Origin of the sequence: Pseudomonas sp. GZJR-8 (assembly GCF_002916705.1) — a bacterium.
In the GTDB taxonomy this organism is placed as follows: domain Bacteria; phylum Pseudomonadota; class Gammaproteobacteria; order Pseudomonadales; family Pseudomonadaceae; genus Aquipseudomonas; species Aquipseudomonas synxantha_A.
This window is the reverse complement of the sequence record NZ_JXSI01000001.1, coordinates 246838-270493: the sequence shown is the minus strand read 5'-3', so window position 1 is coordinate 270493 and position 23656 is coordinate 246838. Positions and strand designations below refer to the sequence as shown.

The 23656-nt window shown below is 59.1% G+C and carries 30 protein-coding genes; 5 read left to right on the top strand and 25 right to left on the bottom strand.

The genetic code is table 11. The features are described 5' to 3' along the window. The first annotated feature begins 15 nt into the window (after positions 1 to 15). Positions 16 to 477, top strand: coding sequence for a DUF1456 family protein (locus TK42_RS01160; RefSeq protein WP_005785469.1), 462 nt, complete (start codon positions 16 to 18; stop codon positions 475 to 477). A gap of 3 nt (positions 478 to 480) precedes the next feature. Continuing rightward, positions 481 to 1176 carry a tRNA (N6-threonylcarbamoyladenosine(37)-N6)-methyltransferase TrmO gene (gene tsaA, locus TK42_RS01155; RefSeq protein ID WP_103733430.1) on the top strand — a complete coding sequence of 232 codons (696 nt, stop codon included), beginning with the start codon at positions 481 to 483 and terminating at the stop codon, positions 1174 to 1176. 128 nt (positions 1177 to 1304) lie between these two features. Here tsaA and fpr read toward each other — a convergent pair whose 3' ends face one another. Beyond that, entirely contained in the window at positions 1305 to 2084 is a 780-nt protein-coding gene (fpr, locus tag TK42_RS01150; RefSeq protein ID WP_003189055.1) for a ferredoxin-NADP reductase, read from the bottom strand. Positions 2085 to 2209: 125 nt separating this feature from the next. On the opposite strand from fpr, the gene TK42_RS01145 reads away from it, so the two are divergent. Then, the gene (locus TK42_RS01145; RefSeq protein WP_010212678.1) at positions 2210 to 3136 is read left to right on the top strand and encodes a LysR family transcriptional regulator; all 927 of its coding nucleotides are present in this window, start codon (positions 2210 to 2212) and stop codon (positions 3134 to 3136) included. Positions 3137 to 3139: 3 nt separating this feature from the next. Here the strand turns inward: TK42_RS01145 and TK42_RS01140 are convergent, their stop codons facing one another. The 3 genes from TK42_RS01140 to TK42_RS01130 all read right to left on the bottom strand — a co-directional run bounded on the left by TK42_RS01140 (position 3140) and on the right by TK42_RS01130 (position 5199). Further along, positions 3140 to 3502 carry a diacylglycerol kinase gene (locus TK42_RS01140; RefSeq protein WP_003189051.1) on the bottom strand — a complete coding sequence of 121 codons (363 nt, stop codon included), beginning with the start codon at positions 3500 to 3502 and terminating at the stop codon, positions 3140 to 3142. Positions 3503 to 3577: 75 nt separating this feature from the next. Next, positions 3578 to 4228, bottom strand: coding sequence for a response regulator transcription factor ErdR (gene erdR / locus TK42_RS01135; RefSeq protein WP_032877498.1), 651 nt, complete (start codon positions 4226 to 4228; stop codon positions 3578 to 3580). A 251-nt stretch (positions 4229 to 4479) separates the two neighbouring features. Beyond that, positions 4480 to 5199: a tRNA-uridine aminocarboxypropyltransferase gene (locus TK42_RS01130; RefSeq protein WP_032877499.1), complete on the bottom strand. Its 720-nt coding sequence runs from the start codon at positions 5197 to 5199 to the stop codon at positions 4480 to 4482. A 178-nt stretch (positions 5200 to 5377) separates the two neighbouring features. On the opposite strand from TK42_RS01130, the gene TK42_RS01125 reads away from it, so the two are divergent. Both TK42_RS01125 and TK42_RS01120 read left to right on the top strand, forming a co-directional pair. Beyond that, positions 5378 to 5818, top strand: coding sequence for a PA3611 family quorum-sensing-regulated virulence factor (locus TK42_RS01125; protein ID WP_103733429.1), 441 nt, complete (start codon positions 5378 to 5380; stop codon positions 5816 to 5818). A gap of 293 nt (positions 5819 to 6111) precedes the next feature. Further along, the gene (locus TK42_RS01120; RefSeq protein ID WP_032877501.1) at positions 6112 to 7224 is read left to right on the top strand and encodes a TIGR00730 family Rossman fold protein; all 1113 of its coding nucleotides are present in this window, start codon (positions 6112 to 6114) and stop codon (positions 7222 to 7224) included. Between the two features lie 62 nt (positions 7225 to 7286). Here the strand turns inward: TK42_RS01120 and recX are convergent, their stop codons facing one another. From recX to TK42_RS01020, 21 genes are all read right to left on the bottom strand, one after another. Continuing rightward, the gene (recX, locus tag TK42_RS01115; protein ID WP_103733428.1) at positions 7287 to 7754 is read right to left on the bottom strand and encodes a recombination regulator RecX; all 468 of its coding nucleotides are present in this window, start codon (positions 7752 to 7754) and stop codon (positions 7287 to 7289) included. 8 nt (positions 7755 to 7762) lie between these two features. Next, complete coding sequence (recA, locus tag TK42_RS01110; RefSeq protein WP_005785454.1) at positions 7763 to 8821, bottom strand: recombinase RecA; 1059 nt, start codon at positions 8819 to 8821, stop codon at positions 7763 to 7765. Between the two features lie 83 nt (positions 8822 to 8904). Beyond that, positions 8905 to 9405, bottom strand: coding sequence for a CinA family protein (locus TK42_RS01105; RefSeq protein ID WP_005785452.1), 501 nt, complete (start codon positions 9403 to 9405; stop codon positions 8905 to 8907). 81 nt (positions 9406 to 9486) lie between these two features. Further along, on the bottom strand, positions 9487 to 9981 hold the full coding sequence (locus TK42_RS01100) for a lysis system i-spanin subunit Rz (RefSeq protein WP_103733427.1): 495 nt from the start codon (positions 9979 to 9981) through the stop codon (positions 9487 to 9489). After that, on the bottom strand, positions 9969 to 10520 hold the full coding sequence (locus TK42_RS01095) for a glycoside hydrolase family 19 protein (protein ID WP_103733426.1): 552 nt from the start codon (positions 10518 to 10520) through the stop codon (positions 9969 to 9971). The genes TK42_RS01100 and TK42_RS01095 overlap by 13 nt, the downstream gene beginning before the upstream one ends. Next, positions 10517 to 10708 carry a hypothetical protein gene (locus TK42_RS01090; protein WP_103733425.1) on the bottom strand — a complete coding sequence of 64 codons (192 nt, stop codon included), beginning with the start codon at positions 10706 to 10708 and terminating at the stop codon, positions 10517 to 10519. Before TK42_RS01090 ends, TK42_RS01095 begins: the two co-directional genes overlap by 4 nt. Further along, positions 10701 to 11054 (bottom strand): hypothetical protein, encoded by a 354-nt coding sequence (locus TK42_RS01085; protein ID WP_103733424.1) that lies wholly within the window; start codon positions 11052 to 11054, stop codon positions 10701 to 10703. The genes TK42_RS01090 and TK42_RS01085 overlap by 8 nt, the downstream gene beginning before the upstream one ends. Next, positions 11051 to 12145, bottom strand: coding sequence for a hypothetical protein (locus TK42_RS01080; RefSeq protein WP_005785442.1), 1095 nt, complete (start codon positions 12143 to 12145; stop codon positions 11051 to 11053). The genes TK42_RS01085 and TK42_RS01080 overlap by 4 nt, the downstream gene beginning before the upstream one ends. Positions 12146 to 12215: 70 nt before the next feature. Further along, on the bottom strand, positions 12216 to 12542 hold the full coding sequence (locus tag TK42_RS01075; protein WP_103733423.1) for a hypothetical protein: 327 nt from the start codon (positions 12540 to 12542) through the stop codon (positions 12216 to 12218). A 2-nt stretch (positions 12543 to 12544) separates the two neighbouring features. Further along, the gene (locus tag TK42_RS01070) at positions 12545 to 13576 is read right to left on the bottom strand and encodes a pyocin knob domain-containing protein (RefSeq protein ID WP_146097857.1); all 1032 of its coding nucleotides are present in this window, start codon (positions 13574 to 13576) and stop codon (positions 12545 to 12547) included. 66 nt (positions 13577 to 13642) lie between these two features. Beyond that, the gene (locus TK42_RS01065) at positions 13643 to 14353 is read right to left on the bottom strand and encodes a hypothetical protein (protein ID WP_146097856.1); all 711 of its coding nucleotides are present in this window, start codon (positions 14351 to 14353) and stop codon (positions 13643 to 13645) included. After that, entirely contained in the window at positions 14353 to 14622 is a 270-nt protein-coding gene (locus TK42_RS26745; protein WP_146097855.1) for a hypothetical protein, read from the bottom strand. The genes TK42_RS01065 and TK42_RS26745 overlap by 1 nt, the downstream gene beginning before the upstream one ends. Positions 14623 to 14650: 28 nt before the next feature. Continuing rightward, on the bottom strand, positions 14651 to 18475 hold the full coding sequence (locus TK42_RS01060; RefSeq protein ID WP_103733421.1) for a phage tail protein: 3825 nt from the start codon (positions 18473 to 18475) through the stop codon (positions 14651 to 14653). A gap of 59 nt (positions 18476 to 18534) precedes the next feature. Further along, entirely contained in the window at positions 18535 to 19194 is a 660-nt protein-coding gene (locus tag TK42_RS01055) for a tail assembly protein (RefSeq protein WP_228309406.1), read from the bottom strand. Beyond that, positions 19191 to 19820: a tail assembly protein gene (locus TK42_RS01050; protein ID WP_005785432.1), complete on the bottom strand. Its 630-nt coding sequence runs from the start codon at positions 19818 to 19820 to the stop codon at positions 19191 to 19193. The genes TK42_RS01055 and TK42_RS01050 overlap by 4 nt, the downstream gene beginning before the upstream one ends. A gap of 33 nt (positions 19821 to 19853) precedes the next feature. Continuing rightward, entirely contained in the window at positions 19854 to 20627 is a 774-nt protein-coding gene (locus TK42_RS01045; RefSeq protein ID WP_005785430.1) for a C40 family peptidase, read from the bottom strand. A 2-nt stretch (positions 20628 to 20629) separates the two neighbouring features. After that, positions 20630 to 21313 carry a phage minor tail protein L gene (locus tag TK42_RS01040; protein ID WP_057021849.1) on the bottom strand — a complete coding sequence of 228 codons (684 nt, stop codon included), beginning with the start codon at positions 21311 to 21313 and terminating at the stop codon, positions 20630 to 20632. A 51-nt stretch (positions 21314 to 21364) separates the two neighbouring features. Beyond that, positions 21365 to 21703 (bottom strand): phage tail protein, encoded by a 339-nt coding sequence (locus TK42_RS01035; protein ID WP_005785426.1) that lies wholly within the window; start codon positions 21701 to 21703, stop codon positions 21365 to 21367. Positions 21704 to 21731: 28 nt separating this feature from the next. Next, positions 21732 to 22955 carry a phage tail tape measure C-terminal domain-containing protein gene (locus TK42_RS01030; protein ID WP_103733420.1) on the bottom strand — a complete coding sequence of 408 codons (1224 nt, stop codon included), beginning with the start codon at positions 22953 to 22955 and terminating at the stop codon, positions 21732 to 21734. A 62-nt stretch (positions 22956 to 23017) separates the two neighbouring features. Continuing rightward, on the bottom strand, positions 23018 to 23272 hold the full coding sequence (locus tag TK42_RS01025; RefSeq protein WP_032803291.1) for a hypothetical protein: 255 nt from the start codon (positions 23270 to 23272) through the stop codon (positions 23018 to 23020). 29 nt (positions 23273 to 23301) lie between these two features. Beyond that, on the bottom strand, positions 23302 to 23652 hold the full coding sequence (locus TK42_RS01020) for a phage tail assembly chaperone family protein, TAC (protein WP_005785418.1): 351 nt from the start codon (positions 23650 to 23652) through the stop codon (positions 23302 to 23304). Positions 23653 to 23656 lie beyond the last annotated feature (4 nt).

The window sequence follows — 23656 nt, the reverse complement described above, 5'->3', positions numbered from 1 at the left end:
GCAGGATTGCTCACCATGATTCACAACGACGTACTGCGCAGCGTGCGCTACATGCTCGACATCAGCGACAACAAGATGGTCGAGATCATCAAGCTCGGCGGCATGGACGTGACCAAGGAAGACCTGCTGACCTACCTCAAGAAAGATGAGGAAGAAGGCTTCGTGTTCTGCCCGGATGAAGTCATGGCTCACTTCCTCGATGGCTTGGTCATCTTCAAGCGCGGCAAGGACGAAAGCCGTCCACCGCAGCCGATCGAAACGCCGGTGACCAACAACATCATCCTGAAAAAGCTGCGCGTGGCCTTCGAACTGAAGGAAGACGACATGCATGCCATCCTCAAGGCAGCGGAGTTCCCGGTGTCCAAGCCAGAGCTGAGCGCGCTGTTCCGCAAGTTCGGCCATACCAACTACCGCACCTGTGGTGATCAGTTGCTGCGTAACTTCCTCAAGGGCCTGACCTTGCGGGTCCGTGCCTAAGCCATGAGTTACCAGGTCTCGCCCGTCGGTTTCGTACGCTCCTGCTTCAAGGAGAAGTTCGCCATCCCGCGCCAACCGCAACTGGCACCGGCTGCCCGTGGCGTGCTGGAGTTGGTGGCGCCGTTCGACCAGGGCGAGGCGGTGCAGGGGCTGGAACAGGTCAGCCATGTGTGGTTGCTGTTCCTGTTTCATCAGGCCCTAGAAGACAAGCCACGCCTGAAAGTGCGCCCGCCACGCCTGGGCGGCAATACGTCCATGGGCGTGTTTGCCACCCGTGCCACCCACCGACCTAATGGCATTGGCCAATCGGTGGTCAAGCTGGACAAGGTGGAACCGGGGCGACTGTGGATTTCCGGGATCGACTTGCTCGATGGCACGCCGGTGCTGGATATCAAGCCATATGTGCCCTATGCCGACATTGTCGACAGCGCTACCAACACCATTGCCAGCAGCGCGCCGCAACTGATTGCGGTGCAGTGGCTGAAGACGGCGCTGCAACAGGCGCAAGGCCACGCTCAACGCCTCGGCGAGCCGTTGGTGGAACTGATTGAGCAGTGTTTGGCGCAGGATCCGCGGCCGGCGTATCAGGTTCCTACGTCGGAACGGGAATACGGTGCGCAATTCTGGGATGTGGATGTGCGCTGGCACTACCCGGAACCCGGGATGATTTGTGTGCTGGAAGTGGTTCCCGCCGGATAAACCGGAGACCGAATGTGGGAGGGGGCTTGCTCCCGATAGCAGTGGGTCAGTCACAAGATGCAGTGACTGACACTCCGCCATCGGGGGCAAGCCCCCTCCCACATTTTGATCTGCTTACTGACGCTGTATTACTTCTCGACGAACGCACGCTCGATCAGGTAATCGCCCGGCTCACGCATCCGTGGCGAAACCTTCAGGCCGAAGCTGTTCAGCACTTCGCTGGTCTCATCCAACATGCTTGGGCTGCCGCACAGCATGGCGCGGTCGTCTTCGGGGTTGATCGGTGGCAGGCCGATGTCGCTGAACAGCTTGCCACTGCGCATCAGGTCGGTCAGGCGGCCTTCGTTTTCGAACGGCTCGCGGGTCACGGTCGGGTAGTAGATCAACTTGTCACGCAGGGCCTCGCCGAAGAATTCGTTCTGCGGCAGGTGCTCGGTGATGAATTCGCGGTAGGCGACTTCGTTGACGTAGCGCACGCCGTGGCACAGGATGACTTTTTCGAAACGCTCGTAGGTCTCCGGGTCCTGGATCACGCTCATGAACGGCGCGAGGCCAGTGCCGGTGCTGAGCAGGTACAGGTGTTTGCCCGGCTTCAAATCGTCAAGCACCAGGGTGCCCGTCGGTTTTTTGCTGATGATGATCTCGTCGCCTTCCTTCAAGTGCTGCAATTGGGAAGTCAGCGGGCCATCCGGCACCTTGATGCTGAAGAATTCCAGATGCTCTTCCCAGTTCGGGCTGGCAATCGAGTAAGCGCGCATGAGCGGGCGGCCGTTGGGCTGTTGCAGGCCGATCATCACGAACTGACCGTTCTCGAAGCGCAGGCCCGGATCGCGGGTGCACTTGAAGCTGAACAGAGTGTCGTTCCAGTGATGAACACTGAGGACACGCTCGTGGTTCATGTTGCTCATGTACGGGGGACTCCTGGAAATGGGTCTGCGCCAAAGGTAAGGATGCGCAATTGCACAGCATTCTAATGGCGGCGACAATATCTGTTAACTGGATTATTAAGATAAGGGTTATCGGTTATATCGATATGCGATTTACTCTCCGTCAACTGCAAGTTTTCGTCGCCGTCGCCCAGCAGGAAAGCGTCTCGCGCGCTGCTGGCCTTCTGGCCTTATCTCAATCCGCCGCCAGCACGTCGATTACCGAGCTGGAGCGTCAATCCAGCTGCCAATTGTTCGACCGCGCCGGCAAACGCCTGAGTCTCAACGCCCTCGGTCACCAGCTATTGCCCCAGGCGGTTGCACTGCTGGACCAGGCCAAAGAGATCGAGGACCTGCTCAACGGCAAGTCCGGCTTCGGCTCCTTGGCGGTCGGCGCGACCCTGACTATCGGCAATTACTTGGCGACGCTGCTGATTGGCAGCTTTATGCAGCAGCATCCCGAAAGCCAGGTGAAACTCCATGTGCAGAACACTGCACATATCGTGCATCAGGTAGCGCACTACGAAATTGACCTGGGTCTAATCGAAGGTGACTGCAGCCATCCGGACATCGAGGTGCAAACCTGGGTAGAAGACGAGCTCGTGGTGTTTTGTGCGCCCCAGCATCATCTGGCCAAACGTGGCGTGGCCAGCATGGATGAGTTGACCCACGAGGCGTGGATCTTGCGCGAACAAGGCTCGGGCACGCGCCTGACGTTTGACCAGGCCATGCGCCATCATCGCAGCGCGCTGAATATCCGTCTGGAACTGGAACACACCGAGGCGATCAAGCGGGCAGTGGAGTCGGGGTTGGGGATCGGCTGCATTTCGCGGCTGGCGCTGCGCGACGCGTTCCGCCGCGGCAGCCTGGTACCGGTGGAAACCCCGGATCTGGACCTGGCCCGGCAGTTCTACTTCATCTGGCATAAGCAGAAATACCAGACCTCGGCGATGCGCGAGTTTCTCGAACTGTGCCGCGCTTTCACCGCCGGGGTGCAGCGCAGCGACGAGATCGTACTGCCGAGTATTGCCTGATCGTTAGATCAGGATCACCGCCCACACCAGGGTGATCATGGTCAGTGCCACAAATTGCGCGGCGCTGCCCATGTCCTTGGCGTTCTTCGACAGCGGATGGCGGTCCAGGGAAATACGGTCAATGGCCGCTTCTACCGCAGAGTTGAGTAATTCGACAATCAACGCCAGCAGGCACACCGCAATCAGCAGTGCTCGCTCGACCCGGCTGACCTGCAGGAAAAAGCTCAAAGGGATCAGGATGACGTTCAACAACACCAACTGACGGAACGCCGCCTCGCCGGTGAAAGCTGCGCGCAGACCATCCAGGGAATAGCCCCCTGCATTGAAGATACGTTTGATACCGGTTTGACCCTTGAAAGGCGACATAGATGTAGGCAACTGAACCAAAGAAGTGGGGAAGCTAGATCACGCAAAGTCAAAAAAGCGTGAAGCGGCTGTAACTTAATGTTGCGAGATTGACTCAAGTTGTTGCAAGAGCAACGCCGCCTGGGTCCGGGTACGCACTCCCAGCTTACGGAAAATCGCCGTTACATGGGCCTTGATGGTCGCTTCCGACACGCTCAATTCGTAGGCAATCTGCTTGTTCAGCAAACCCTCGCAGACCATGGTCAGCACCCGAAACTGCTGGGGTGTGAGACTGGCCAGGCCATCACGGGCGGCCTTGGCTTCGTCGGACACGTTGATTTGTTCAAACGCCTGGGGCGGCCAGGACACATCGCCGTCCAATACCGCGCGCACGGCTTTCTGGATATCTTCCATCGCGCTGGACTTGGGAATGAAGCCACTGGCGCCAAACTCCTTGGAGCGCACCACCACGTCGGCTTCCTCCTGGGCCGAGACCATCACCACGGGGATCTGCGGGTATTGCCCGCGCAGCAGCACCAGCCCGGAAAAGCCGTAGGCACCGGGCATGTTCAGGTCAAGCAGCACCAGGTCCCAGTCGGATTTTTCGGTGAGGCGAGCTTCCAGTTCGGCGATGCTGGCCACTTCGACCAGGCGAACATCAGGGCCAAGCCCCAGGGTGACTGCCTGATGCAGAGCGCTGCGAAACAGCGGATGGTCATCGGCTATCAGGATTTCGTATGTGGCCATTGGTTAAATGATCCTGTTTTTTATGGCAGCCCTGATGGTTCAGGGCTCACCAATACACAAGGCGACGGCCTGGCAGCTATCGCCACAGGGCCTGCTCAACGTCAAAAGCACTTGAAACGACGTCAGGCATTCACGGTTGCGCCCCAATCGGCGCCCAGCATGACCAGCGTAGCCTGGAGGGTCAAGCACTACGCCCGCGGGCATTTTAGCGGGTTGCAGGTTTACGGTGCCATCATGCAAACGTCGTCTGGTTATACCGCCGGGATGTAGGGTGCAAGGCGAGTATGCACAGCGTCCATCGGGTCCAGCGGCATTTGGAACTTGGCAGCCAGGTAATGGGTGCTGAATACATCGAGATAGGCATCCAACACTTCGCTGGCGGCCACGTCTTCGGCCAACTCCAGACAAAGTGCCGCCACCTCGGCGGTGCAGAAATGGTCATCACGCTTGGAACGCCGCAGTTTGTAGCGTGACAACTGCTCTGGCGCCAGGCTCAGTACCGGCAAGTGCTCCAAGTAGGGGCTTTTGCGAAACATCTTGCGCGCTTCGCTCCAGGTGCCGTCCAGCAAGATAAACAGCGGGCGCTTGCCCTCCTCCATGCGCACTTCACTGACCACCCGTTCTGGTGCCACGAATTCACCGGGGAAGACAATATATGGCTGCCACTGCGGATCGGCCAACAATCTGAGCAAATCGGGGTCGACTTCGGTGCGCGACCATGCGAATGCAGTGGTGTCGTGTATGACATCAGCGATCAGCCAACCCGTGTTGCTGGGTTTCATCGGCTCAACGTCATGCATCAACAGGCACATGGCCGACTTGGCTTGTACCTGGGGCCGCCAGGCACATAAGCAGTACTCGGGAATTACCCGACAGCCGGGGCAACGCTCGGCTCGGGAACCACGATTAAGAAACGGCCTGACGGCACGCGCCAGACGCTGAGCACGCAAACGGGAAACGGCGTGGCTCATCGGGCACGCGGCGAAGAAAAGGGAATCGGCACGGAAGAAACTCGTGAAAAGCAGAAGTCCCGCAGTTTACCAGCGATACGCCTGGCTGTAGTGGCAAGGGCTCACCTATAATTGCGCGCCACTGAACGCACAGCGCAGTGGCTGGTCTATGCACCAGTAACCGAATCAGGAGAGTTTCATGCTGCGTTCCATGCTGCGCCTTGTTGCCCCATCCCTCGCCATAGCGTTGGTCTTGCCTATGGGCGCCCACGCGGCCTCGCTGCTGGAGGCTCAAATGAACAGGAAACTGCAAAGCGTCGCGGCCGAAAGCAACAAGGACCTGCCCCGGGAAATTGATGAAAAGACCCTGGAAGTGGCCTACACCGTTGAAGGTATGCAGCTGATTGATCACCTCAGCGTTCAGCCTGATCGTGCCGAACAGATGCGTGCCAACCCCAAGGCTGTGTATTTCCAGCTCGGCCGCAGCGTCTGCACCAACCCAGGCTACCGCGAGCTGATGGCCAAGGGCGCAGTGATGCGCTATGAAATCACCGAGAACAAAAGCAACCGCCCTGTGGCATCGGTCAAGTTCGTTGAAGCGGATTGCCCGGCACCGGCTGCGGCGAAGAAGAAAAAGTAAGCACGATTTGACCGTCGCGCGCTGCTGTCCAGCGGCGCGCACTCCCCCGCTCCAGCTCCTGCCAACGACTAAACTACGCGATGAGTAACCAATAAGCGGTTGCCAGCCAAGGGTTTTTCGGCCCATGATCAAGCCATCCCATACGCCCGCCCACAGCTACTTCAATGCTGTTCTGTAACACTTTCAGGGCATAAGCGGCCTGCCCTCCTGTGGCGTGCAACGACACATGCAGTGTCGTGGCCCCGACGACGCTCTCGTCGACTATCCAGGCCCTGTAAAGAAGGAGAAGTTGAATGCCTTATGAATCCAATGATCAGTTGCTTCGTCATTTTGAAGAAAACGGGACCGACCTCACGCAGCAGGTCGACGCGCAAATCCAGTTGATCGCCCCCAACAGCCCGAATATCCCCCTTTATCGCGACATGATCCTTACCGTTCTGCGCATGGCCCAGGACGACCGGGATCGCTGGAATGCCAAGATCACCCTGCGCGCCATTCGTGAATTGGACCATGCATTTCGCGTACTCGAACAATTCAAGGACCGGCGCAAGGTGACGGTGTTCGGCTCGGCACGTACACCTGTGGAAAGCCCACTGTATGCACTGGCCCGAGAAGTGGGTGCAGCATTGGCGCGCTCCGACCTGATGGTGATCACCGGCGGTGGCGGCGGCATCATGGCGGCAGCCCACGAAGGCGCAGGCCTGGCGCACAGCCTGGGGTTCAATATCACGTTACCCTTTGAACAGCACGCCAACCCCACCATCGATGGCACCGAAAACCTGCTGTCATTCCACTTCTTCTTTACCCGCAAGCTGTTCTTCGTCAAGGAAGCTGACGCGCTGGTGTTGTGCCCAGGCGGTTTCGGCACCCTGGACGAGGCTCTGGAAGTACTGACCCTGATCCAGACTGGCAAGAGCCCGCTGGTGCCAGTCGTGTTGCTGGATGCGCCGGGCGGTGGGTTCTGGCAAGGCGCCCTGGACTTTATCCGCAGCCAGTTGGAAGCCAACCGCTACATTCTGCCCACCGACCTCAAGCTGATACGCCTGGTCTACAGCGCCGAAGAAGCAGTGGATGAAATCAACCAGTTCTATGCCAACTTCCACTCCACTCGTTGGTTGAAACGCGAGTTTGTGGTGCGCATGAACCATCCTCTCAGTGAGCGTGCTCTGGCCCATTTGCAGCAAGAATTTGCCAGCCTGCGGCTCAGTGGCGAGTTTCAACAGCTCGCCTATACAGGCGAAGACCATGACGAACCAAGGTTCAGTCACTTGACCCGCCTGATGTTCAACTTCAATGGCCGCGACCAGGGGCGACTGCGTGAATTGGTGGATTACATCAACCTGCCGGAAAACTGGGCACAGGCCCAAGGCAAGACGCAGCAACGTGTGACGTCACTGCCGGCGTAGTTTTTTGCAGGCGAAAAAAAAGGCCCACTATTTTCATAGTGGGCCTTTTCGTTTTGGGGCGTTCAGTCGTCCATATCGCGGCCGCTCAACAAGCGGCTGATCATGTCCATCGAAAACCCGCGATAGCTCAGAAAGCGCCCTTGCTTCGCACGCTCCCTGACGTCAATCGGAAGGTGCCCCGCAAACTTGCGGCGCCAAGTGTCTTCCAACTGCGACTGCCAGTTGATACCGCACTCACGCAGGGCAAGGTCGATATCGGCACGTTGCAGACCACGCTGGCTCAGCTCTTCACGAATCCGCGCAGGGCCGTAACCGGAGCGCGCTCGGTAGGACACAAAACTTTCAAGGTAACGGGCTTCCGACAACAGCCCTTCTTCTGTCAAACGGTCGAGGGCTGTTTCGATCATCTCAGGCTCTGCGCCGCGCTGACGCAATTTACGCGTCAGCTCGACTCGGCCATGCTCGCGGCGAGCGAGCAGGTCCATTGCAGTGCGCCGAACGGCGACGAGTGTATCCAGTACAACAGTCATCGTTTGCTTCAGATGTCAGTATCGGCTTCTTCCATCTCGTCAACCGGCTCGCGGTTAGCGGCAGCTTTCACGTCCGGCGCCGGGGTCAGCAGCTTGTCGCGAATCTGCTTCTCAAGCGTGGCAGCGATATCCGGGTTGTCCGCCAGGAACTTGGCCGAGTTGGCCTTGCCCTGACCGATCTTGCTGCCGTTGTAGGCATACCAGGCACCGGACTTTTCGACGAAACCGTGCAGTACACCCAGGTCGATCATCTCGCCGTTCAGGTAGATACCCTTGCCGTAGAGAATCTGGAACTCAGCCTGACGGAATGGCGGGGCCACTTTGTTCTTCACAACCTTGACGCGAGTTTCGCTACCGACAACCTCGTCACCTTCCTTCACCGCGCCAGTACGGCGGATATCCAGACGGACCGAAGCGTAGAACTTCAGCGCGTTACCACCGGTGGTGGTTTCCGGGCTGCCGAACATCACGCCGATCTTCATGCGGATCTGGTTGATGAAGATCACCAGGCAGTTGGCGTTTTTGATGTTACCGGTGATTTTACGCAGCGCCTGGGACATCAGGCGGGCTTGCAGGCCCACGTGCATGTCACCCATTTCGCCTTCGATTTCAGCCTTGGGTACCAGGGCAGCCACGGAGTCGACCACGATCACGTCGATGGCGTTGGAGCGCACCAGCATGTCGGTGATTTCCAGGGCTTGCTCGCCGGTGTCCGGCTGGGAAACCAGCAGGTCATCGACGTTGACGCCCAGCTTGCCGGCGTACTCAGGATCCAGGGCGTGCTCGGCGTCGACGAACGCGCAGGTGGCGCCCATCTTTTGTGCCTGGGCAATCACCGACAGGGTCAGGGTGGTCTTACCGGAAGATTCAGGACCGTAGATTTCAACGATACGGCCTTTTGGCAGGCCGCCAATGCCGAGCGCGATGTCCAGACCCAGAGAGCCAGTGGAAATAGCCGGGATCGCCTGACGGTCGTGATCGCCCATACGCATTACGGCACCCTTGCCGAATTGACGTTCGATCTGACCCAGGGCCGCAGCCAAGGCTTTCTTCTTGTTGTCGTCCATTAAAGTCCTCACGTAATCAATAAGGCCTGACGGCCAACACCTGTATAAGTAGACAGTATTGTTCCACAAAGATCGGTGATCGCCTACCCCTGTTTCTCGATTTCTGCTGCAGCTCGTCGCAACAAGCCCTCCAGTGCGGCTTTTACCGTTTGTCGGCGCACCTCGTCGCGGTTGCCGGGGAAGTGCGCAAGCTCGGCTGTCACCTCGTCGCCCACTGCAAAGGCCAGCCAAACGGTGCCCACCGGCTTGTCTGGCGAGCCACCATCGGGGCCGGCCACACCGCTGACCGCCACGGCAAAGCGCGCCAGGCTTTTTTCCTGCGCGCCGCGGGCCATCGCCTCCACCACTTCCTGGCTGACGGCGCCTACTTTGGAGAAGAGTTTTTCCGGCACGTTCAACTGCCGGGTCTTCTGGCGATTGGAATAGGTGACATAGCCCGCCTCGAACCAGGCCGAACTGCCCGGGATCCGCGTGATGGCTTCGGCAATGCCGCCGCCGGTACAGGACTCGGCAGTGGTGACGTGGGCACTGAGCACCTGCAAACGGCGACCCAGTTCAGCGGCCAGTTGAGTGATTTCCTTCACGGTCGTCTCCAGGAGTGGGCGGGGGTTCGCCTACCCTACAGGAGCCTATCGGCCATGCAAGATACAGAGTGCATCAAGAGGCTAACGCGCGACGGCCTGCACATAGGCCTGGCAAGCGCGCAAGGCGATCAGGGCGCTGTCGCCGTCGTCGGTGATGCGGATAATTCGCTGAGCATGCGCCGGGTCAAGTCGGGCTCGCGGGGCTGCATGAACCAGGCTGCCGGCGGTGGTGGAGGCAGGCACTGTACAGCCAGTGGCGGCGCTGTCGAGAAGGACTGACAGCCGCACATCAGCAGTGGCCAGGCGATCGCGCAGAGCCGCTTGGTTACGCTGGGCATCGTTCAATTCCTGAATGTGTTGGTGGTCGCTAGTCGAGAGCTGTTGTTCAAGGGCCAGGCGCTTGGTCTGTTCGGCCTGTTGCTGGCGAAGGATTGCCTGGCTTTGTTGGCTGAGCGCTTGCGCGTGGACCACCGATTGCAGCTCCAACTGCGCCCTGTATCGCCACGCCTGCACCTGCCAAACAAGCGCCATGAGCAGGCACACACCCACCAAGCGAAACGCACCTAGGAAACGCATAGCACCGCCTTCGCCCGCGCCCACAACTGCAAACGGTCGTCCAGACCGTTGAGCCCACCGTTGATGCGCCGGGTGATGGTGGTGAACTGGTCTTTGTCGGCGAGCTCGTTGAGGCCGTTGCTTTGCCAGAACCAGGCGGCGGATTCGCAGGCCCATTGCGGTTGTTCCAGCAGTTGCGGCTGGAGCAGCAGGCGATCATCGCCGAACAGGGCCTGGCTGCACGCAAGGTAATTACGACGGCCGGTTATCTGGATCAGCCCTCTGCCACGATACTTTTGTCCATCTGCGTCCGCTTCGGGGGTGTTGCCCAGGCGCGCCGCCAAGACGCCGGTGTCGTATTTGCTCAGGTATTGATCACTGCCCAGCTCGCGCACGTAGTGCAGCTCACCGGACTCGTGACCGATTTGAGCGAGGAAGGCTGCGGCGCGTTGGGGAGTGTTGATTTGCCGATTCAGCATTGCCAAGTTGAGTGAGGATATGAAAACGCCCGCTAGAGAGCGGGCGCGTGGGAAGACTTGCTGAAGTTGCGCGAGCGTCATGGGATGACCTTGCCACGGGCCACCGCCCTGGCCGCCAGAATCTCTGCGGGTACGGGCGTGTTCTCTTCAAGAAACCGCAAACTGTACCAGTCGGTAGACGCCAGATAAGCGAGGGCCTCACGCGAGTCCGCCTGTGCCTGGAGGTCTTGGGGCGTCTGGTTTTTTTCAAGTTTCGACAAATCAAACATCGCTCAAGTCCTCCGCGGGTTTGGCTAAGTGAGTGGGCAGATCAATCGGCTCGACCGGAAAGGGAACCGGCCCGGCCGATACCTGGAGCCTGCCGTTCTGCCACATGTAAGCTGGCGCATCCGCGTTGACGGCCAGCTTCAAGGTCAATTCGATCTCGCCATTACGACGGCTGACGGGCCCTGCGAACAATTCATGCCCGATGGCGGACATCGGCAGGGTCATCCCGTCAGGGATCAGCGAGAGGTCAATCCTCTGGTCATTCAGGATCAATATTTCACCTTCGACAAAGGCTGTCGTGGGAGTCGCGGTGCCAAGAGGCCGAAAAGGAACATGGTGAATAATCATGCGTGCCATCTCCCGATTGCCGTCACTGTCACGATATTGTTCAGCGTCCGGTCAGACATAAAAAAGTAGGAACCACTATTGCCGTAGCACCTGGCCGACATGTCCCAGTCAATCGACGGGTAAATGTTAGGGAACACCGCCACAGGCGTATCCGCGAAAGCCGCCAGCCATGCAACGTTGCGCGTGACACCAGCGGTGTAGCCGGTGAAGCGCTGCTGACAGATTTGCAAACCGCCGGCAAAGCGGAAGTACCAATTATCAAGCGAACCACCGCGCTCGATGAGCCCCGAATTAATCGGCAGGGCACCCGAAGGGCCAGCGTTGAGTACCCCGGAAATCGCGTTGCCGTTATGAAGAATGCTGCGCCAGTTGGGCGCAGCCGCGCCTGGGTTGACACTGAACTGGCGGAAGTGAATACCGTCCCCCGATACCGCCATCGACAACTGCGCACGCCATTGCGGGTCATGGCCCCACGCCTGGGACAGCACACTGATCGCACCAAAGCCCGGCACACCGTCGGGGTGCAGGTAGTAGCTGTACAGGCCGGTATTGGCTTTGTTGGGCGAAGCGGTTTGCGCCGCCGATAGTCCCATCAATTCTCCCGGCGTCGCGCCTGGCGCAGTCCCCAGAGCGAAAACCGAGGTATTGATTTCGGCGCGCCACGGCGTCCACTGGCCATCAGCCCGTCGACCACGGGTGAAAACCGACTCATCCAGCATGGCTTTCGCGGTTTGCCAGATATAGCCACCCGAGTTGGCAATCTGCAGGATCTGCACATAAGGATTGGGGAGGTTGGCGCCCCCATTACCAAACTGAAACAACCCACTGACACGCGGCAGTTCGTTGGCATCGTCGGTGGGCTGTTTCGAAATGGGCTCGGCACCCCAGCCCGCATGACCCATCATTGACACCCGCCCTGGGGTGAAGTCGTCGCTGCCGCTCACCACGTTTTGAGTGGCTGCAGTGCCCAACTGAGCCTGGCGGGCGAACAGCTCCTGGGTCATTGCGTTGATCTTGATACTGGCGCTGCGCGGTGTGTCACCGCCGACGCCAGTGGGTGCCGCACCAATATTGATTTCCTGTCGTGCCATGTGGACTCTCCATAGTCATTTCAATAAAAAGCCCGCACAAAGGCGGGCACCGGAAACGCCAGTCAACTATTCAAAAAACTGGCACGACCACCGGAGCCGAATCAGCGATTTCACAATGCAAAGAGACGGCCCCCACCAACTCGTAGGGTTGCCCATCTTTTTGCAATTTAACGGTCATGATTTTTCGGGAGTACGTGACAACTGCCGAAACCTCTTTCTCACCCACTCCCATGCTGTAGCCCCACCCACTTCCTTCAGGCGCCAGCGGGATAAGACCCAACGTACCGCGCACTTCATAGACACCTTGAGCCTTTCGCTTGGAGGTGACTTTTTGATTGCTGAACGGCACAACCGTGCAGGCGCCCTCGGCCCCGCTTAGTTCAATGACTGCTCTCATTTTCAAATCGCCTTTATCGAGCCATCAGCCTGTTTTGCGCAGTTGGCCGTGTTCAGAGTGGTGATGACATTCAGCGCGCCCATGTTCATGCCGCTGGTAGGCGGTGCGATGTCCGCTTCTGTGATCCAGTTCGATGCAAAGGCGGCAGGCACTTCAAGGGTGCCAGTCTGAATTGAGTACATCGCAAACCGGGGCAGGTAGACCACGCCGGGAAAACCGATGTAAATCGACATCAGGCCGGTCTCTGGACGGCGGTACACGCTGACTTTCAAAGCGGATCCGCTTTGCACGCTGCCGATGGCCGGGGATGCTGCATTCAACAGCGCAACGCCGGAACTGAACGCGCCCTGGTAGTAGTACCAGGACAGGTCGAGCGTAAACGGCGACGTGTAACCGTTTATGCAGCCCACACAACGAATCAACGGCGACTCGCTCTCGGTATAGGGGATGGTGGTGTGGATGGTCAGCGAGGAAACCAGCGAACCACTGGCCCTCCCCGCCTCCGTAGTGTTCTGCCCCAGCAGGCGCTCACCATCGGCCTGGAAGGCACGCGACTTGAGACCCAGCCGTTGCTGGGTGGAAGCCAGGCCCGGGCCGTCGGTGAGGACTTTTTGCCAGGGTTGCCAAACACCCACAACCTCCACACGAACCCACCTCGAAGCGTCGTTGACGACGAAGTACTCTTGCATGGTATAGCCGGCGCCGGCCTCATTGACGGTCAACCAACCGTTTTGGCCTGTGGGGGTATGCAAGCCGGATATTGAATAATAGGTGCCCGCTTTGCGCACACCATCAAGGTCTGCTTCCGGGAGGGGATTGTAGGCACCCACGCCGAAGTCGCCCACGCGAACGACTCGGCCTGGAGTATGGTCATCGGCGCTTGTCGTCAATATGCCGGAAGCCGCCGAGCCAAGTGCATCCATCCGGCTATATAGCTCTTGAGTCATTGCGTTGATTTTAAAGTTAGCGCTACGCGGAGTATCACCCCCTACGCCGCTGGGGCGCGTACCGAGATCAATTTCTTGTCGTGACATCCTTCACCTCCAAATTGAAAATCCATTTCAAGCTCAGCAATATCCTTATCTTGTTATCTCTCGTAGTCATATCCCGCTTACGTCTACTACGAGGTAGCTGTAGGCTTCAGCTCGATAATTAAACTCTTTCACCTGATGCTGCTTGGTATAACCAAAATAATAATAATATTTGACCTTGAAATTTATTTTACCTGGGCCGTGAGTGAAGAAGTTGGTGCTCGCATACTCATTAATCCTAAAGTTCCCACCGCCACCTGTAAATTGCGTGGTGCGCCAACTTCGCCCACATCGGCCTCCAAACACAACTGCATATTTCTTGCCTGCTTCATAATTATGATCGCCGACCACCGCCTCAAAATTATCCGTTCCGACCAATACGTCTCTTACAATTAACTGAGGCGTCGTCGCGTCATACACCAACTCGCCATGGTCATTGAATATCTGCATGCCAAAGGCACCTCCCGCAGACACGCCCGGCCGGAAACGATATACATCCAAGTTGACGATCGTTGAACCATCCGTGACGTAACGCTGGATGTAACCGCCGCCACTGCGCGATACATTCGCCAGGCACACTGAGTGAGCTTCATTCTGGGCGCGTACAGCCACAATTTCCTCGGCATCCGGTATCCAGACATCCAAGTACTGCCCCCACGCCGGGTTACTGCTGGTGGCAGTACTCACCTGAGTTGTCTTACTCACAAAACCGTAGGTTTTAAAGTTTTGATCAAGGAGGACACTACGGTCATCGTTTAAAACTTGAAAGCCAATAGCCATCATGAAATACCGTACGTAATAAGCCCTGGATTGACAGAGGCACTCCACATCAAGGTGTTCTGCGAAATACGGCATTGGGGCCCATCAGTAACATTGATGCCGGCCTCAAGTGTGACCATATACCAAGGACGACCTTGGGCAAATGCATCGACCACCAACGAACCTGCTCCCGTGCCGCTGCTTATTCTGCCAATGACCCGGGCAAGCCGAGTATTTACATCGACCAGCACTCCGCCCTGTGCATTGAACGCTTGAAATCCTGCTGCCATAGCCTCTCTCCTGTTGATGGGTTGGTGATTAACCCCAGATCCCGAATCGAACACGCAATACCTGGTTAGCATCAAACACTTGAACCAATTGATTGCTGATGGTCATCCGGCCACCGCCCCCTACCCCGTTAAGTTCCAACCCCCCCGCCTTGTCAAGCTTCCAACCACGGACACCCGGCTGATAATCATTGGACTGAATAACCTGACCAATTTTGGCGTTAGTGATCGTGCCGTTCTGAATGAATGCACTATCGATAAACGTCTCAGTCCCCCTGACTGCGAAGGGCGTTGTCGGCTTACCCGGGGTATTTTCGTTATAAATCGCAAACTGATCCGCCGAAATCAGAAACTGACTTTGCAACCCACCTGGACCATTCTCGATGCCCAACCCAATACCGGCGAACTTATAACCACCACCCGCAGCAACTTGCATCCGCACTGACCAATTCGCCGCCAACTTCCCATTGGTATCCGCAATCGCCGAGGCATTGGTCTGGATACTCACTGACTGTTGGTTAACTTTGGTCTGTACCGTTTCAATGCTTTGGGCCAGCGTTTTATCCGCAGTGGCCAAGGTCGTCAGTCGCGTATCGATCGATGCCGAGTTGTTATTGACCTTTGCATCCAGCTGCGTAACCCGCTGGCCAAGGGCTTCATCTCGGGAGGCAGAAGCGCTGTCTACGTTGGTGATACTGGCCTGGTTCTGACTGACCCTTGCATCCAGCCGCGTAACCCGCTGGGCAAGGGCTTCATCCCGGGAAGCAGAAGCGCTGTCTACGGTGGTAATACTGGCTCGGTTCTGATTGACCCTCACCTCCAACGCATCCGTCTTCATTGCCTGGGCAATATCACCCTCGGCAATCGCCGACATCACCGACCAAGTGCCAGCCATGGAAACGTCATCGCCCGCGAATGAGGTTTGCTCGTCACCTGCCATCTTCGGGTTGACCTGGGCATACACCCCGTCGGTTTTCTGGGCAGTACTGGTGACCTTGCCGTCCACCGTCTCAATCGCCGTTTTGTTCTGCTGGATCTGCAACGCCAGTGCATTGCTGGTTTGCACCAGGGAGCCAATGTCCAGCCAATAAGCCGCGTTAGGCGGTGGGCTGTTAGCCGGTACTGCCTGGATAGCCTGGTAAAGATGACTCTCCTGGCGTACAAACTCGCCACTGGCATATGCCCTGGCCGCGTCGTACAGCAACGCATCCGTGACTTGATCAACCAGTGCTTGCAGTTCTTTACGGGTATTGTCCAATCGGTCGTTGACCGAACCCGAGCCAGATCCATCAATCAACTCGATACGGTCGAGCAAGTGCTTGCCCAGTTCCGTCTCGCTGATTTGCCCTGCGATCAGATCCAGAATCGGCGACGCATCCGAACTCGCTTGCCCGTTGACGCCCGACCCGCTTGGAAACCACGGCCCGATATTGCCCGTGCGATCCACCAACCGTGCCCAGAAAAACAACGACGTCCCCGCCGCCAGCCCCATCATGGTCAAATCGGTCTGCGGATAGGCGTAATCCCCCAGCTTGGTTGCCATCGCCAAATCAGCGGTTTTCCCGTACCAGATCTCCGTGCGCTGCAAATCCGCTGTGCTCACCCCCTGCGGAATCTGCCATTTGACCTTGATCGCAAACACCAACGACTCCGTCGTCAGCGCTGCCACGGTCGGCGGCAATGTGGTCTTGCCGTTAAGTACAGTCTCTACAGACTCGCTATACAGAGAGCCGATATCCAGCGCGTTGATCGCCCGCACCTTGGCCACATAACGCCCGGCATAAATGCCGGACACCTCGATAGAACTGCCGCCCGTGCGGCCAGCGTAGACCCACTCACCGTCGTTCTTGCGCCAGTAAGCCTCATAGGCAATGGCATTGGCCGCCCGCTGCCATTCGATGGTCATGACATTGACCGCGCTGCCTTGCTCGACGAAATGGTCATTGCTGACCGTTACCCCGGTAGGTGCTGCTTGCACGCTCGGCGGGATCACGGTGATCGGCGGACTGTCGATTTTGGCGCCGTTGTCGATGGCGGCAAATTTGCTCGGTACGTGCTTGACCGCGCTGAGGCTGTATTTGATTTCGTCATCCGAAAAGTCTTCGGAAATCGACAACACGCGAAACTGTTGCAAAGCCAGGGTCGCCGAATCGATAGCCCAGATCGATTGGGCCGGCGGGGGTTCGTCGAGCCTGGTTTGCAGCACTACCAACTGCTCATCCGCACCTGCTGCGCTGACGGACTTGACCGCTCGGGACACCGCCTTGCCGTTGGGCATTACCAGGGTGATGGTGTCGCCGGCAGTGGCGGTGACTTCGGCATCCAGGGTCAGGCTGTCGAGTGTGGCAGCACGCAGGCGCCCGCCAATGCGGCGGCCGGCGCGGTCGTTGTCGGCCACGCGGATGATCTGGCCGGGCCGCGCCAGGGTGCCGTCCAGGCCGACCGAGAAGGTCACGCTTTCGGTTTCCAGGCGGTTGGTCAGCAACGCCCATTTGCCGATGCGCTGGGCTTGCGCCTGGGAGGTACAACCGGTGGCACTGATTTCGGTTTGCTGGATGCCGTAGCGCGCGATGCCTTCGGCGTCGTCGACGTACTGCACCCTCTGGCGATAGAAATCCGTCGGGTCATTCCAGCTGACCAGGGCGACGGTGTAGCGGGTCTTTTTCGCCGAGCCGCCGTAGATGAATTGGCCGCCGATGACGTTGGCGTTGGAGTAGGTGTAGACCGGGTCCTCCGGCATATCCGCCACCGCCATCACCGAACCCGCGCCCCAGTAGGACATGCCACGGAAGGTGGTCGCCAGGTCTTGCAGCACCTTCAAGGCGTCGGCGCGCACCGAAAGGTACAGGTTGCAGGTGAAGCGCGGTTCGGTGCCGCCCTTGCCGTCGGACACCGGCTGGTCGCAGTACTGGCCGATGCGGTACAGCTCCCATTTGTCCACTTGGCCGGCGTTGAGCAGGTGGCCCAGGCCATAGCGTTGGTGCAACAGCAGATCGTAGTAAATCCATGCCGGATTGTCGGTCCAGGCGGATTTGAACGTGCCGTCCCACACGCCGCTGTAAACACGGGTTTGCGGGTCGTAGTTACTCGGCACCTTGATGATTCGCCCACGCAGTTCGAAAGAGCGCGAGGGGATCGACTGGAATTGCGCGGCATCGAATTGCAGACCGATCAACGCCGAGCCCGGGTAGCGCAGCTTGGCATCAATCACCTCGGTGGAAGACTCCACGGTGGTGGTATCGGCAATCGCGCCACTGGTGGAGTTCGGTGTGATCCGCCGCACGCGCAGGGCCCAACCCACTTTGGCAGGGGGCAAGTCAACGCGGTGGGAACGTTCGTACTTGGTGGTGGTTTTACCGCTGAACGCGGCGGCCAGCACCTCTGTAAACGCACCGCCGTCGGTAGACAGGTCAATGGCGTACTGCACGGTATAACCGTTGGTGTCGCCGTTGCTGGTGTTGGTCTGCGACAGCCGCGTAACCGCCAGGCGTATCCGCACTGCCGACAATTGCAGGTTGGAGTAGGACTTGGTCCAGGGCTGATCGCTGCGCAGCTCGATGGACACCGGGCTTTCGTTTTCCACTGCCGGGAAGCCGGGGATATGTGACTGGTCCTGGCTGCCATTGCGGGTGTCGAGGGTCACGCCACTGAAGTTGAGGCTGCCATCGGCGTTGGCCAGCGGGGTCTCGTCGAGAAACACCGAGCGCTTATCGTTTTTCAAACCGACAATCTCGCCTTCGCTGACGAGATCGAGGATACGGGCATAGGCCGTACTTTGCAGGCTGTCTGGCGCCTCCACGGAGGGACGGGGCTTGGACGCGCCGCCTTTGCTGCCAGCGAGAGTGAGGTCAGTCATGGCTTTCCTTCAGGCGAAATAAAGCCCGCACTCGGCGGGCTGGTTGAAGAGCAGGAACGTTAGAGTTGATCCTGGGTGTAGATCCCAGCGCTGATCACCGAGCTGCCGACGATCAGTTGGCCGTAAAGCAGGCCTACCGGGTTGCCCTGGGCGCTGGTGTTGACCGGTCCGTTGAAGCTGTAGCTGGCGCGGTTGTTGGGGCCATCTTGCGCCGCCAGGCCCTTGGGCACGGGTGACAGCATTTGCATTACCCCGCCCATTACCATGGAGGCGCCCATCATGATCAGGCTCGAACCAAACGGTGCGCCGGCACCAAAGGTGCCGCCCGTGATAATTGCGCCAACAACGATCAACACCGCACCGACAATGGTCTGCAGGGCGCCTGCGCGCTTGCTGCCGATCAGCACTGGCGCCAGGCGGATGTCGTCATTGCCGACAGGGGCACCGAGGCGCTCCTGGGGAATGTTTTGCTTGCCCATGAACACCGAATAGGTCAGCCCGTTGTCTTTGGATTCCATCAGGAAACGTTCAAAGCCAGGCAGGAGGATGCTCAGGGCCCGGATGGCTTCTGAAACGCTGCTGACCGCCAATCGATGCACTCTGCCAAAGCGCGCACCCAGCACGCCGTACAAGCGAACCGTGCGCACCTTTTCAGTGGCGGCTTGTTGTATGGCTGGCACGCACGTTGGGGAATCGGGAGTCACCGCAATCTTCCTCATAGTTGGTCCTGTGCATAAATGCCTGCGCTGATTACCGCGCTGCCTACCGTCAACTGACCATAAAGCAGGCCCACCGGGCTGCCTTGAATGCTTGTATTGACCGGCCCATTGAAGCTGTAACTCGCACGGTTTTCCGGACGGTCCATGGTGCCCAGGCCTTTGGCCATGGGTGACATCAACTGCGCGACGCCACCCATGGCCATGGAAATCCCCATGCTCGCGGCGAAGGTCCAACCGGTGGTGGATGAAGCGCCGATCAAGGCAGAGGAACTGCCCGAGGCCAGACCGCCAGAGAAGTACGACGCAGCCACAATCAGCGCCACACCAATAATGGTTTGCATCGACCCTGCGCGCTTGCTGCCCATCAGCACCGGTGCGATACGGATATCCGCAGCGCCTGGAGGTGCCTTGAGGCGATCCTGGCCAATGTTGTCGCGGCCCAGGAAAATCGAATACGTCACGCCCCGGTCCTTGGACTCCATCAAGAAACGCTCGAACCCCGGCACCAGAATGCACAGCGCATGGATCGCTTCCGAAGCATTGCTCACCGCCAGCCGATGCACACGCCCGAAGCTCGCGCCCAGGCTGCCGTAGAGGCGCACCGTCCTGACTTTTTCATGATGCATGGCATCCTCCAGGCGAATGATCCGCCGATGTGGTTAGTGTTTGGCCCGCAGGCCATGTCGCCAATAGCTGACCGTCACCTCGCCCCAATAGCCGCCGTAGGTATCGCGCTTGCTGTCGCGACCATACAGGTGGTGCAGGATGGAACCTGGGGCCGGGTAATGCTCGGGTTCGCTTTGCAGCACGCCGTCGGCCAGGTAGATCGCGGCATGGTTGGGCACTGGCGACCGGATCTGCATCAGCACGATATCGCCCTGTTGCAGTTGGCTGACCTGCACGAAACCGGCGGCCGGCAGGTTGTCCAGGTAGAGGTTGCCGCCCTTGTCCCACCAACCGTCTTCACGCTGATAGTCGCCAAGCTCGATGCCCAGCTCGCGGCGGTAGTAGTCGAGGATGATGCTCAGGCAGTCATGCACGCCGTGGGCGAAGGCACGACCGATCAGGGGCGCCTGGTAGCCGTTTGGCGTGCAACTGGCCCATTCACCGGTACGCACCTGTCCGTCGTCGTCGGTGCGTACCTCAACAATGTGCCAGGGCAACCCGGAGGCTTCGCACGCCACGCGGTCTGCTTCACTGGGTGTCGCCGGACAATCCGGATGGCTGTGCACCACCGCGAGAATCTCGCCGCGCTCTTCGGCGCCAGCGTAGTCCTCGGGTGCCAGGCGAAAGTGTTCGCTGGGTGTGCTCGCCGTATTTCGACACGGCACATACACACGCTTGCGCCCTTCACGAATCAGCAGGCCGCAGCACTCATGGGGATACGCGGCCACGGCGTGCCGGGCAATCGCCGCCAGATTGGTCTTGTTCATGCTCAGCTCCGCAATAGTCCGGCTGCCGGGAATGAGCCGTAGGGAAGTGGGTTGTTCTCGCCGAAACGCAGCTTGCAGCTGGTCAGCCGCCCACCGCATTTATCCTTGGCCGCGTCGGTGACAATCACGTCATTGGCATCCGCCACCGGGCCGCCGTTGTAGCCGCAATAGGGGCCGCGATAACCGCCGCAGCTGAGCCACCAACATACGTTCGCAACGATCTGTCGACGGGGCAGTTGCACGCCGTTGAAGTCCAGCGCGCTGGCCAGTTCGAACTTCACCGTCTCACTGCTTTCGGCAACCTTGCGCTCGACGTACCAGATGTCTGGCGGCAGTTCCTCTTCCGGGTCAGCTTCGGGCTGGCCGTCGAGGTACTTGGCCAAAGTCCGATGGCGGATCAGGCGCGCGCCTACCAGGTCTTCGAAATACAGCACCAGCGCCGTGATGAAACCGCCGACGTTGCCTACGGCCAGTGTCGGCGTCGGTTGGGTGCCCTGCCCCGACATTTCGAAGCCCTCGGCCTGGATCGGCCAGGGTGAATATTCGTGGCCCTGCCAGAAGATCGATGACTCCTGAGGGTAACCGTGAAATCGGTACAACTCGGCACCCAGGGGGGTGGCATCGAGCTCGAAAAGCTCCACCCAGGCCCCGGGCTCCAGGGTCTGGATATCTGCAGTGATGGACATATGATTCTCCGGGCAAAGAAAACCCCGCACTACGGCGGGGTGGAGGCGGCGCTAGGGGTGGAAGGCTTGCTCGAACGTTGCCGTCAGGGAGTAGAGCCCGGCGCCCATGGGCGTTGGCTGGTAACCCTTGCAGCGATACAACGCAGGCGCTGCCAGTGGTGCGGTCCAGTTGAACGCCTTGGCGCCGGCATGGCGATCAAGGAAAGCAACGATCGCTTTGATGCGCGCTTCATCACCCACGAACGTCAGTGGCCAGGACTGGGTCTTGTTGTTGATCCCGTCCGCTGCCGTTTGCTGGTAGCCATCGCCGAATTTGGCCGTCTTAAGACGAAACTCGACGCTGCCGACGGGCTCCACCTTGGGCACCCATGTGAAAGTTTCTGTGCTCATGTTTTCTCCAGGCGTAAGCCGTTGATGATCAGCGGCCGTTGATGGCCGACCAGATTTGCCCGCCCGGCTTGAGGTCACGGGCGATCTGTTCGGCAGCACCCTGGCGGGCGGAACCGGCATAGGCGCGGGCGACGTTCTGGGCGTTGGTGTCGGTGCCTGAGCCCTGGCCGTCGGCAACGTTGATGGTTTGCTGGATCACCACCTGGTTGCTGCTGGTGCTGCCTGATTGACCGCCGCCCAGTGCGCGCACGCCCAGGGAGCCGTCGGAGCCACGGCTCAGAGGCATGATGGCTTCGGGGCCGGCTTCGCCGAAGAGGGCCATGGGGGCCAGGGTTGGGCCTGAGGCGACGGAATTGGTGAAGGTGCCGCCGTTGGCGAAGGCTTGAACACCGTAGTTCCAGGCGCTCCCTTTCGCGTTGTAATGAATACCCGCCGTGTTGAGCTGGGGGTTAAAGGTGTAGCTGTTAGCACCGACACTGGTGGTTGTCGGAGCGGGCGTGCTGCTGCCCAACCAGGCGCCCACTGCCGAACTGGCCAGCCCGAACAACGAACTCAGCGCACTGGATGCCGCGGTCTTCGCCGCCATCGTGGCCATGTCCTTGAGCACTGACGTGGCGAAATCCGAAAAATTGAATTTGCCCGTGGTTGCGAACGTCAGCACCGCCTGGTCCATCTTCTCGAAAGCACTGGTAAACACTGCCTTCGATTGTTCGGCCGCTGTGCCTGCCTTGTTCGAATACTCATCGAACGCACTGTTAGCACCCTGGCGCCAGTCATCAAGCAACTGCGTCATTTCGGCGAAGTTGCTCTTTACCTGCCGAGCCTTTGCATCGTCCAGAAATGCCATCGCCGCATCGTCACCCGAAGGCGTCGGTACAGCCTCTGCGTACGGCCCACCCACTGGAAACTTCAGCCCCGCCCGCTCGGTGTAACTGGACTGCGCATCCAGCGCGCCAACAAAATCATTCTGCGCACCCTGGCTCTGCTTGAGCACTTGCACCAGTTGCGCATTTTTCTGGATAAATTTTTCCGCCGCATCCGTGGCCGGGTCATAGGCCCTTTGAAAGCCCTTGAACTGGCCGGACGTGACCTGTAGCGCAGCTGCGGCAGAGGCGCTGACCTTTTTACTGGCGTCCTCGATCTTCTGCTGCATCTCGCGCATGCTGTTTTCGGTAATCCGTGACGCCTTCGCCAGGGCCTGCTCCAGGCTGCCGAGGTTGAGCGTCAGATTACCCTGGGAAGCAGTTGCCATAGGTTTCTCCGGGTCATGGATAAAACCCGTCGAAACGGGTTTCAAGGAAAGTGGCGTCGTCCTTAACGCCACTCGTTCATCGCACGTTCAAGCGACACACCCCGGCGCAGCTCGTGGGGCATGAAGTCAATCATCTCGGCCGTGCCGCCGCCCAGCCGGTGGGTCTGCAGCGCCACCAACGCGCTGCCCGCCTCCAGCCGCCTACCGGCGTGCAGGGAGCCATATCGGTCGATATAGCGTCCCCAGGCCAGGGCTTCGTGGTAGGTCATGCGTTCCTTGGCTTCGGCGATCGTGCGGCCGCCCACTCCGTTCAGCACCAGTTCGTGCCAGAACTCATCGGCGGCCGTCAGCTCTTTGCGCCACCACCCTGGGTGCCATTGACCTCATTGACTGCATTGAGGATCACAAACCCCAATGACGGCTCAAGACCGAACGCATCGTCGTAACTCAGGGCTTCATCACCCTCGGCCCCCAACGACACTGAGGCCGCGAGGTAGCTGGCGTTGCGGCTCTGTGCCGACTCGCCCTGGCTGAACAGACGTTCGATCACACCGAACGACTGGCGACGGATGTGCACCGTGAATGTGTCAGTCACTTGCTTGCCGGTTTTGCTGTCCAGGTGCGTCCAGCTGATGTCTTTCTTCACCGGCTGGGCATCGACGATGCCGCCCTTGGCTTTCAGTTGTTTGAGGTTCATGGCG

Bases quoted from the DNA above. Each gene is read 5' to 3' on its own strand.
- TK42_RS01160 (WP_005785469.1), top strand. From the start codon at position 16: ATGATTCACAACGACGTACTGCGCAGCGTGCGCTACATGCTCGACATC.
- tsaA (WP_103733430.1), top strand. From the start codon at position 481: ATGAGTTACCAGGTCTCGCCCGTCGGTTTCGTACGCTCCTGCTTCAAG.
- fpr (WP_003189055.1), bottom strand. From the start codon at position 2,084: ATGAGCAACATGAACCACGAGCGTGTCCTCAGTGTTCATCACTGGAAC.
- TK42_RS01145 (WP_010212678.1), top strand. From the start codon at position 2,210: ATGCGATTTACTCTCCGTCAACTGCAAGTTTTCGTCGCCGTCGCCCAG.
- TK42_RS01140 (WP_003189051.1), bottom strand. From the start codon at position 3,502: ATGTCGCCTTTCAAGGGTCAAACCGGTATCAAACGTATCTTCAATGCA.
- erdR (WP_032877498.1), bottom strand. From the start codon at position 4,228: ATGGCCACATACGAAATCCTGATAGCCGATGACCATCCGCTGTTTCGC.
- TK42_RS01130 (WP_032877499.1), bottom strand. From the start codon at position 5,199: ATGAGCCACGCCGTTTCCCGTTTGCGTGCTCAGCGTCTGGCGCGTGCC.
- TK42_RS01125 (WP_103733429.1), top strand. From the start codon at position 5,378: ATGCTGCGTTCCATGCTGCGCCTTGTTGCCCCATCCCTCGCCATAGCG.
- TK42_RS01120 (WP_032877501.1), top strand. From the start codon at position 6,112: ATGCCTTATGAATCCAATGATCAGTTGCTTCGTCATTTTGAAGAAAAC.
- recX (WP_103733428.1), bottom strand. From the start codon at position 7,754: ATGACTGTTGTACTGGATACACTCGTCGCCGTTCGGCGCACTGCAATG.
- recA (WP_005785454.1), bottom strand. From the start codon at position 8,821: ATGGACGACAACAAGAAGAAAGCCTTGGCTGCGGCCCTGGGTCAGATC.
- TK42_RS01100 (WP_103733427.1), bottom strand. From the start codon at position 9,981: ATGCGTTTCCTAGGTGCGTTTCGCTTGGTGGGTGTGTGCCTGCTCATG.
- TK42_RS01095 (WP_103733426.1), bottom strand. From the start codon at position 10,520: ATGACGCTCGCGCAACTTCAGCAAGTCTTCCCACGCGCCCGCTCTCTA.
- TK42_RS01090 (WP_103733425.1), bottom strand. From the start codon at position 10,708: ATGTTTGATTTGTCGAAACTTGAAAAAAACCAGACGCCCCAAGACCTC.
- TK42_RS01085 (WP_103733424.1), bottom strand. From the start codon at position 11,054: ATGATTATTCACCATGTTCCTTTTCGGCCTCTTGGCACCGCGACTCCC.
- TK42_RS01080 (WP_005785442.1), bottom strand. From the start codon at position 12,145: ATGGCACGACAGGAAATCAATATTGGTGCGGCACCCACTGGCGTCGGC.
- TK42_RS01075 (WP_103733423.1), bottom strand. From the start codon at position 12,542: ATGAGAGCAGTCATTGAACTAAGCGGGGCCGAGGGCGCCTGCACGGTT.
- TK42_RS01070 (WP_146097857.1), bottom strand. From the start codon at position 13,576: ATGTCACGACAAGAAATTGATCTCGGTACGCGCCCCAGCGGCGTAGGG.
- TK42_RS01065 (WP_146097856.1), bottom strand. From the start codon at position 14,353: ATGGCTATTGGCTTTCAAGTTTTAAACGATGACCGTAGTGTCCTCCTT.
- TK42_RS26745 (WP_146097855.1), bottom strand. From the start codon at position 14,622: ATGGCAGCAGGATTTCAAGCGTTCAATGCACAGGGCGGAGTGCTGGTC.
- TK42_RS01060 (WP_103733421.1), bottom strand. From the start codon at position 18,475: ATGACTGACCTCACTCTCGCTGGCAGCAAAGGCGGCGCGTCCAAGCCC.
- TK42_RS01055 (WP_228309406.1), bottom strand. From the start codon at position 19,194: ATGAGGAAGATTGCGGTGACTCCCGATTCCCCAACGTGCGTGCCAGCC.
- TK42_RS01050 (WP_005785432.1), bottom strand. From the start codon at position 19,820: ATGCATCATGAAAAAGTCAGGACGGTGCGCCTCTACGGCAGCCTGGGC.
- TK42_RS01045 (WP_005785430.1), bottom strand. From the start codon at position 20,627: ATGAACAAGACCAATCTGGCGGCGATTGCCCGGCACGCCGTGGCCGCG.
- TK42_RS01040 (WP_057021849.1), bottom strand. From the start codon at position 21,313: ATGTCCATCACTGCAGATATCCAGACCCTGGAGCCCGGGGCCTGGGTG.
- TK42_RS01035 (WP_005785426.1), bottom strand. From the start codon at position 21,703: ATGAGCACAGAAACTTTCACATGGGTGCCCAAGGTGGAGCCCGTCGGC.
- TK42_RS01030 (WP_103733420.1), bottom strand. From the start codon at position 22,955: ATGGCAACTGCTTCCCAGGGTAATCTGACGCTCAACCTCGGCAGCCTG.
- TK42_RS01020 (WP_005785418.1), bottom strand. From the start codon at position 23,652: ATGAACCTCAAACAACTGAAAGCCAAGGGCGGCATCGTCGATGCCCAG.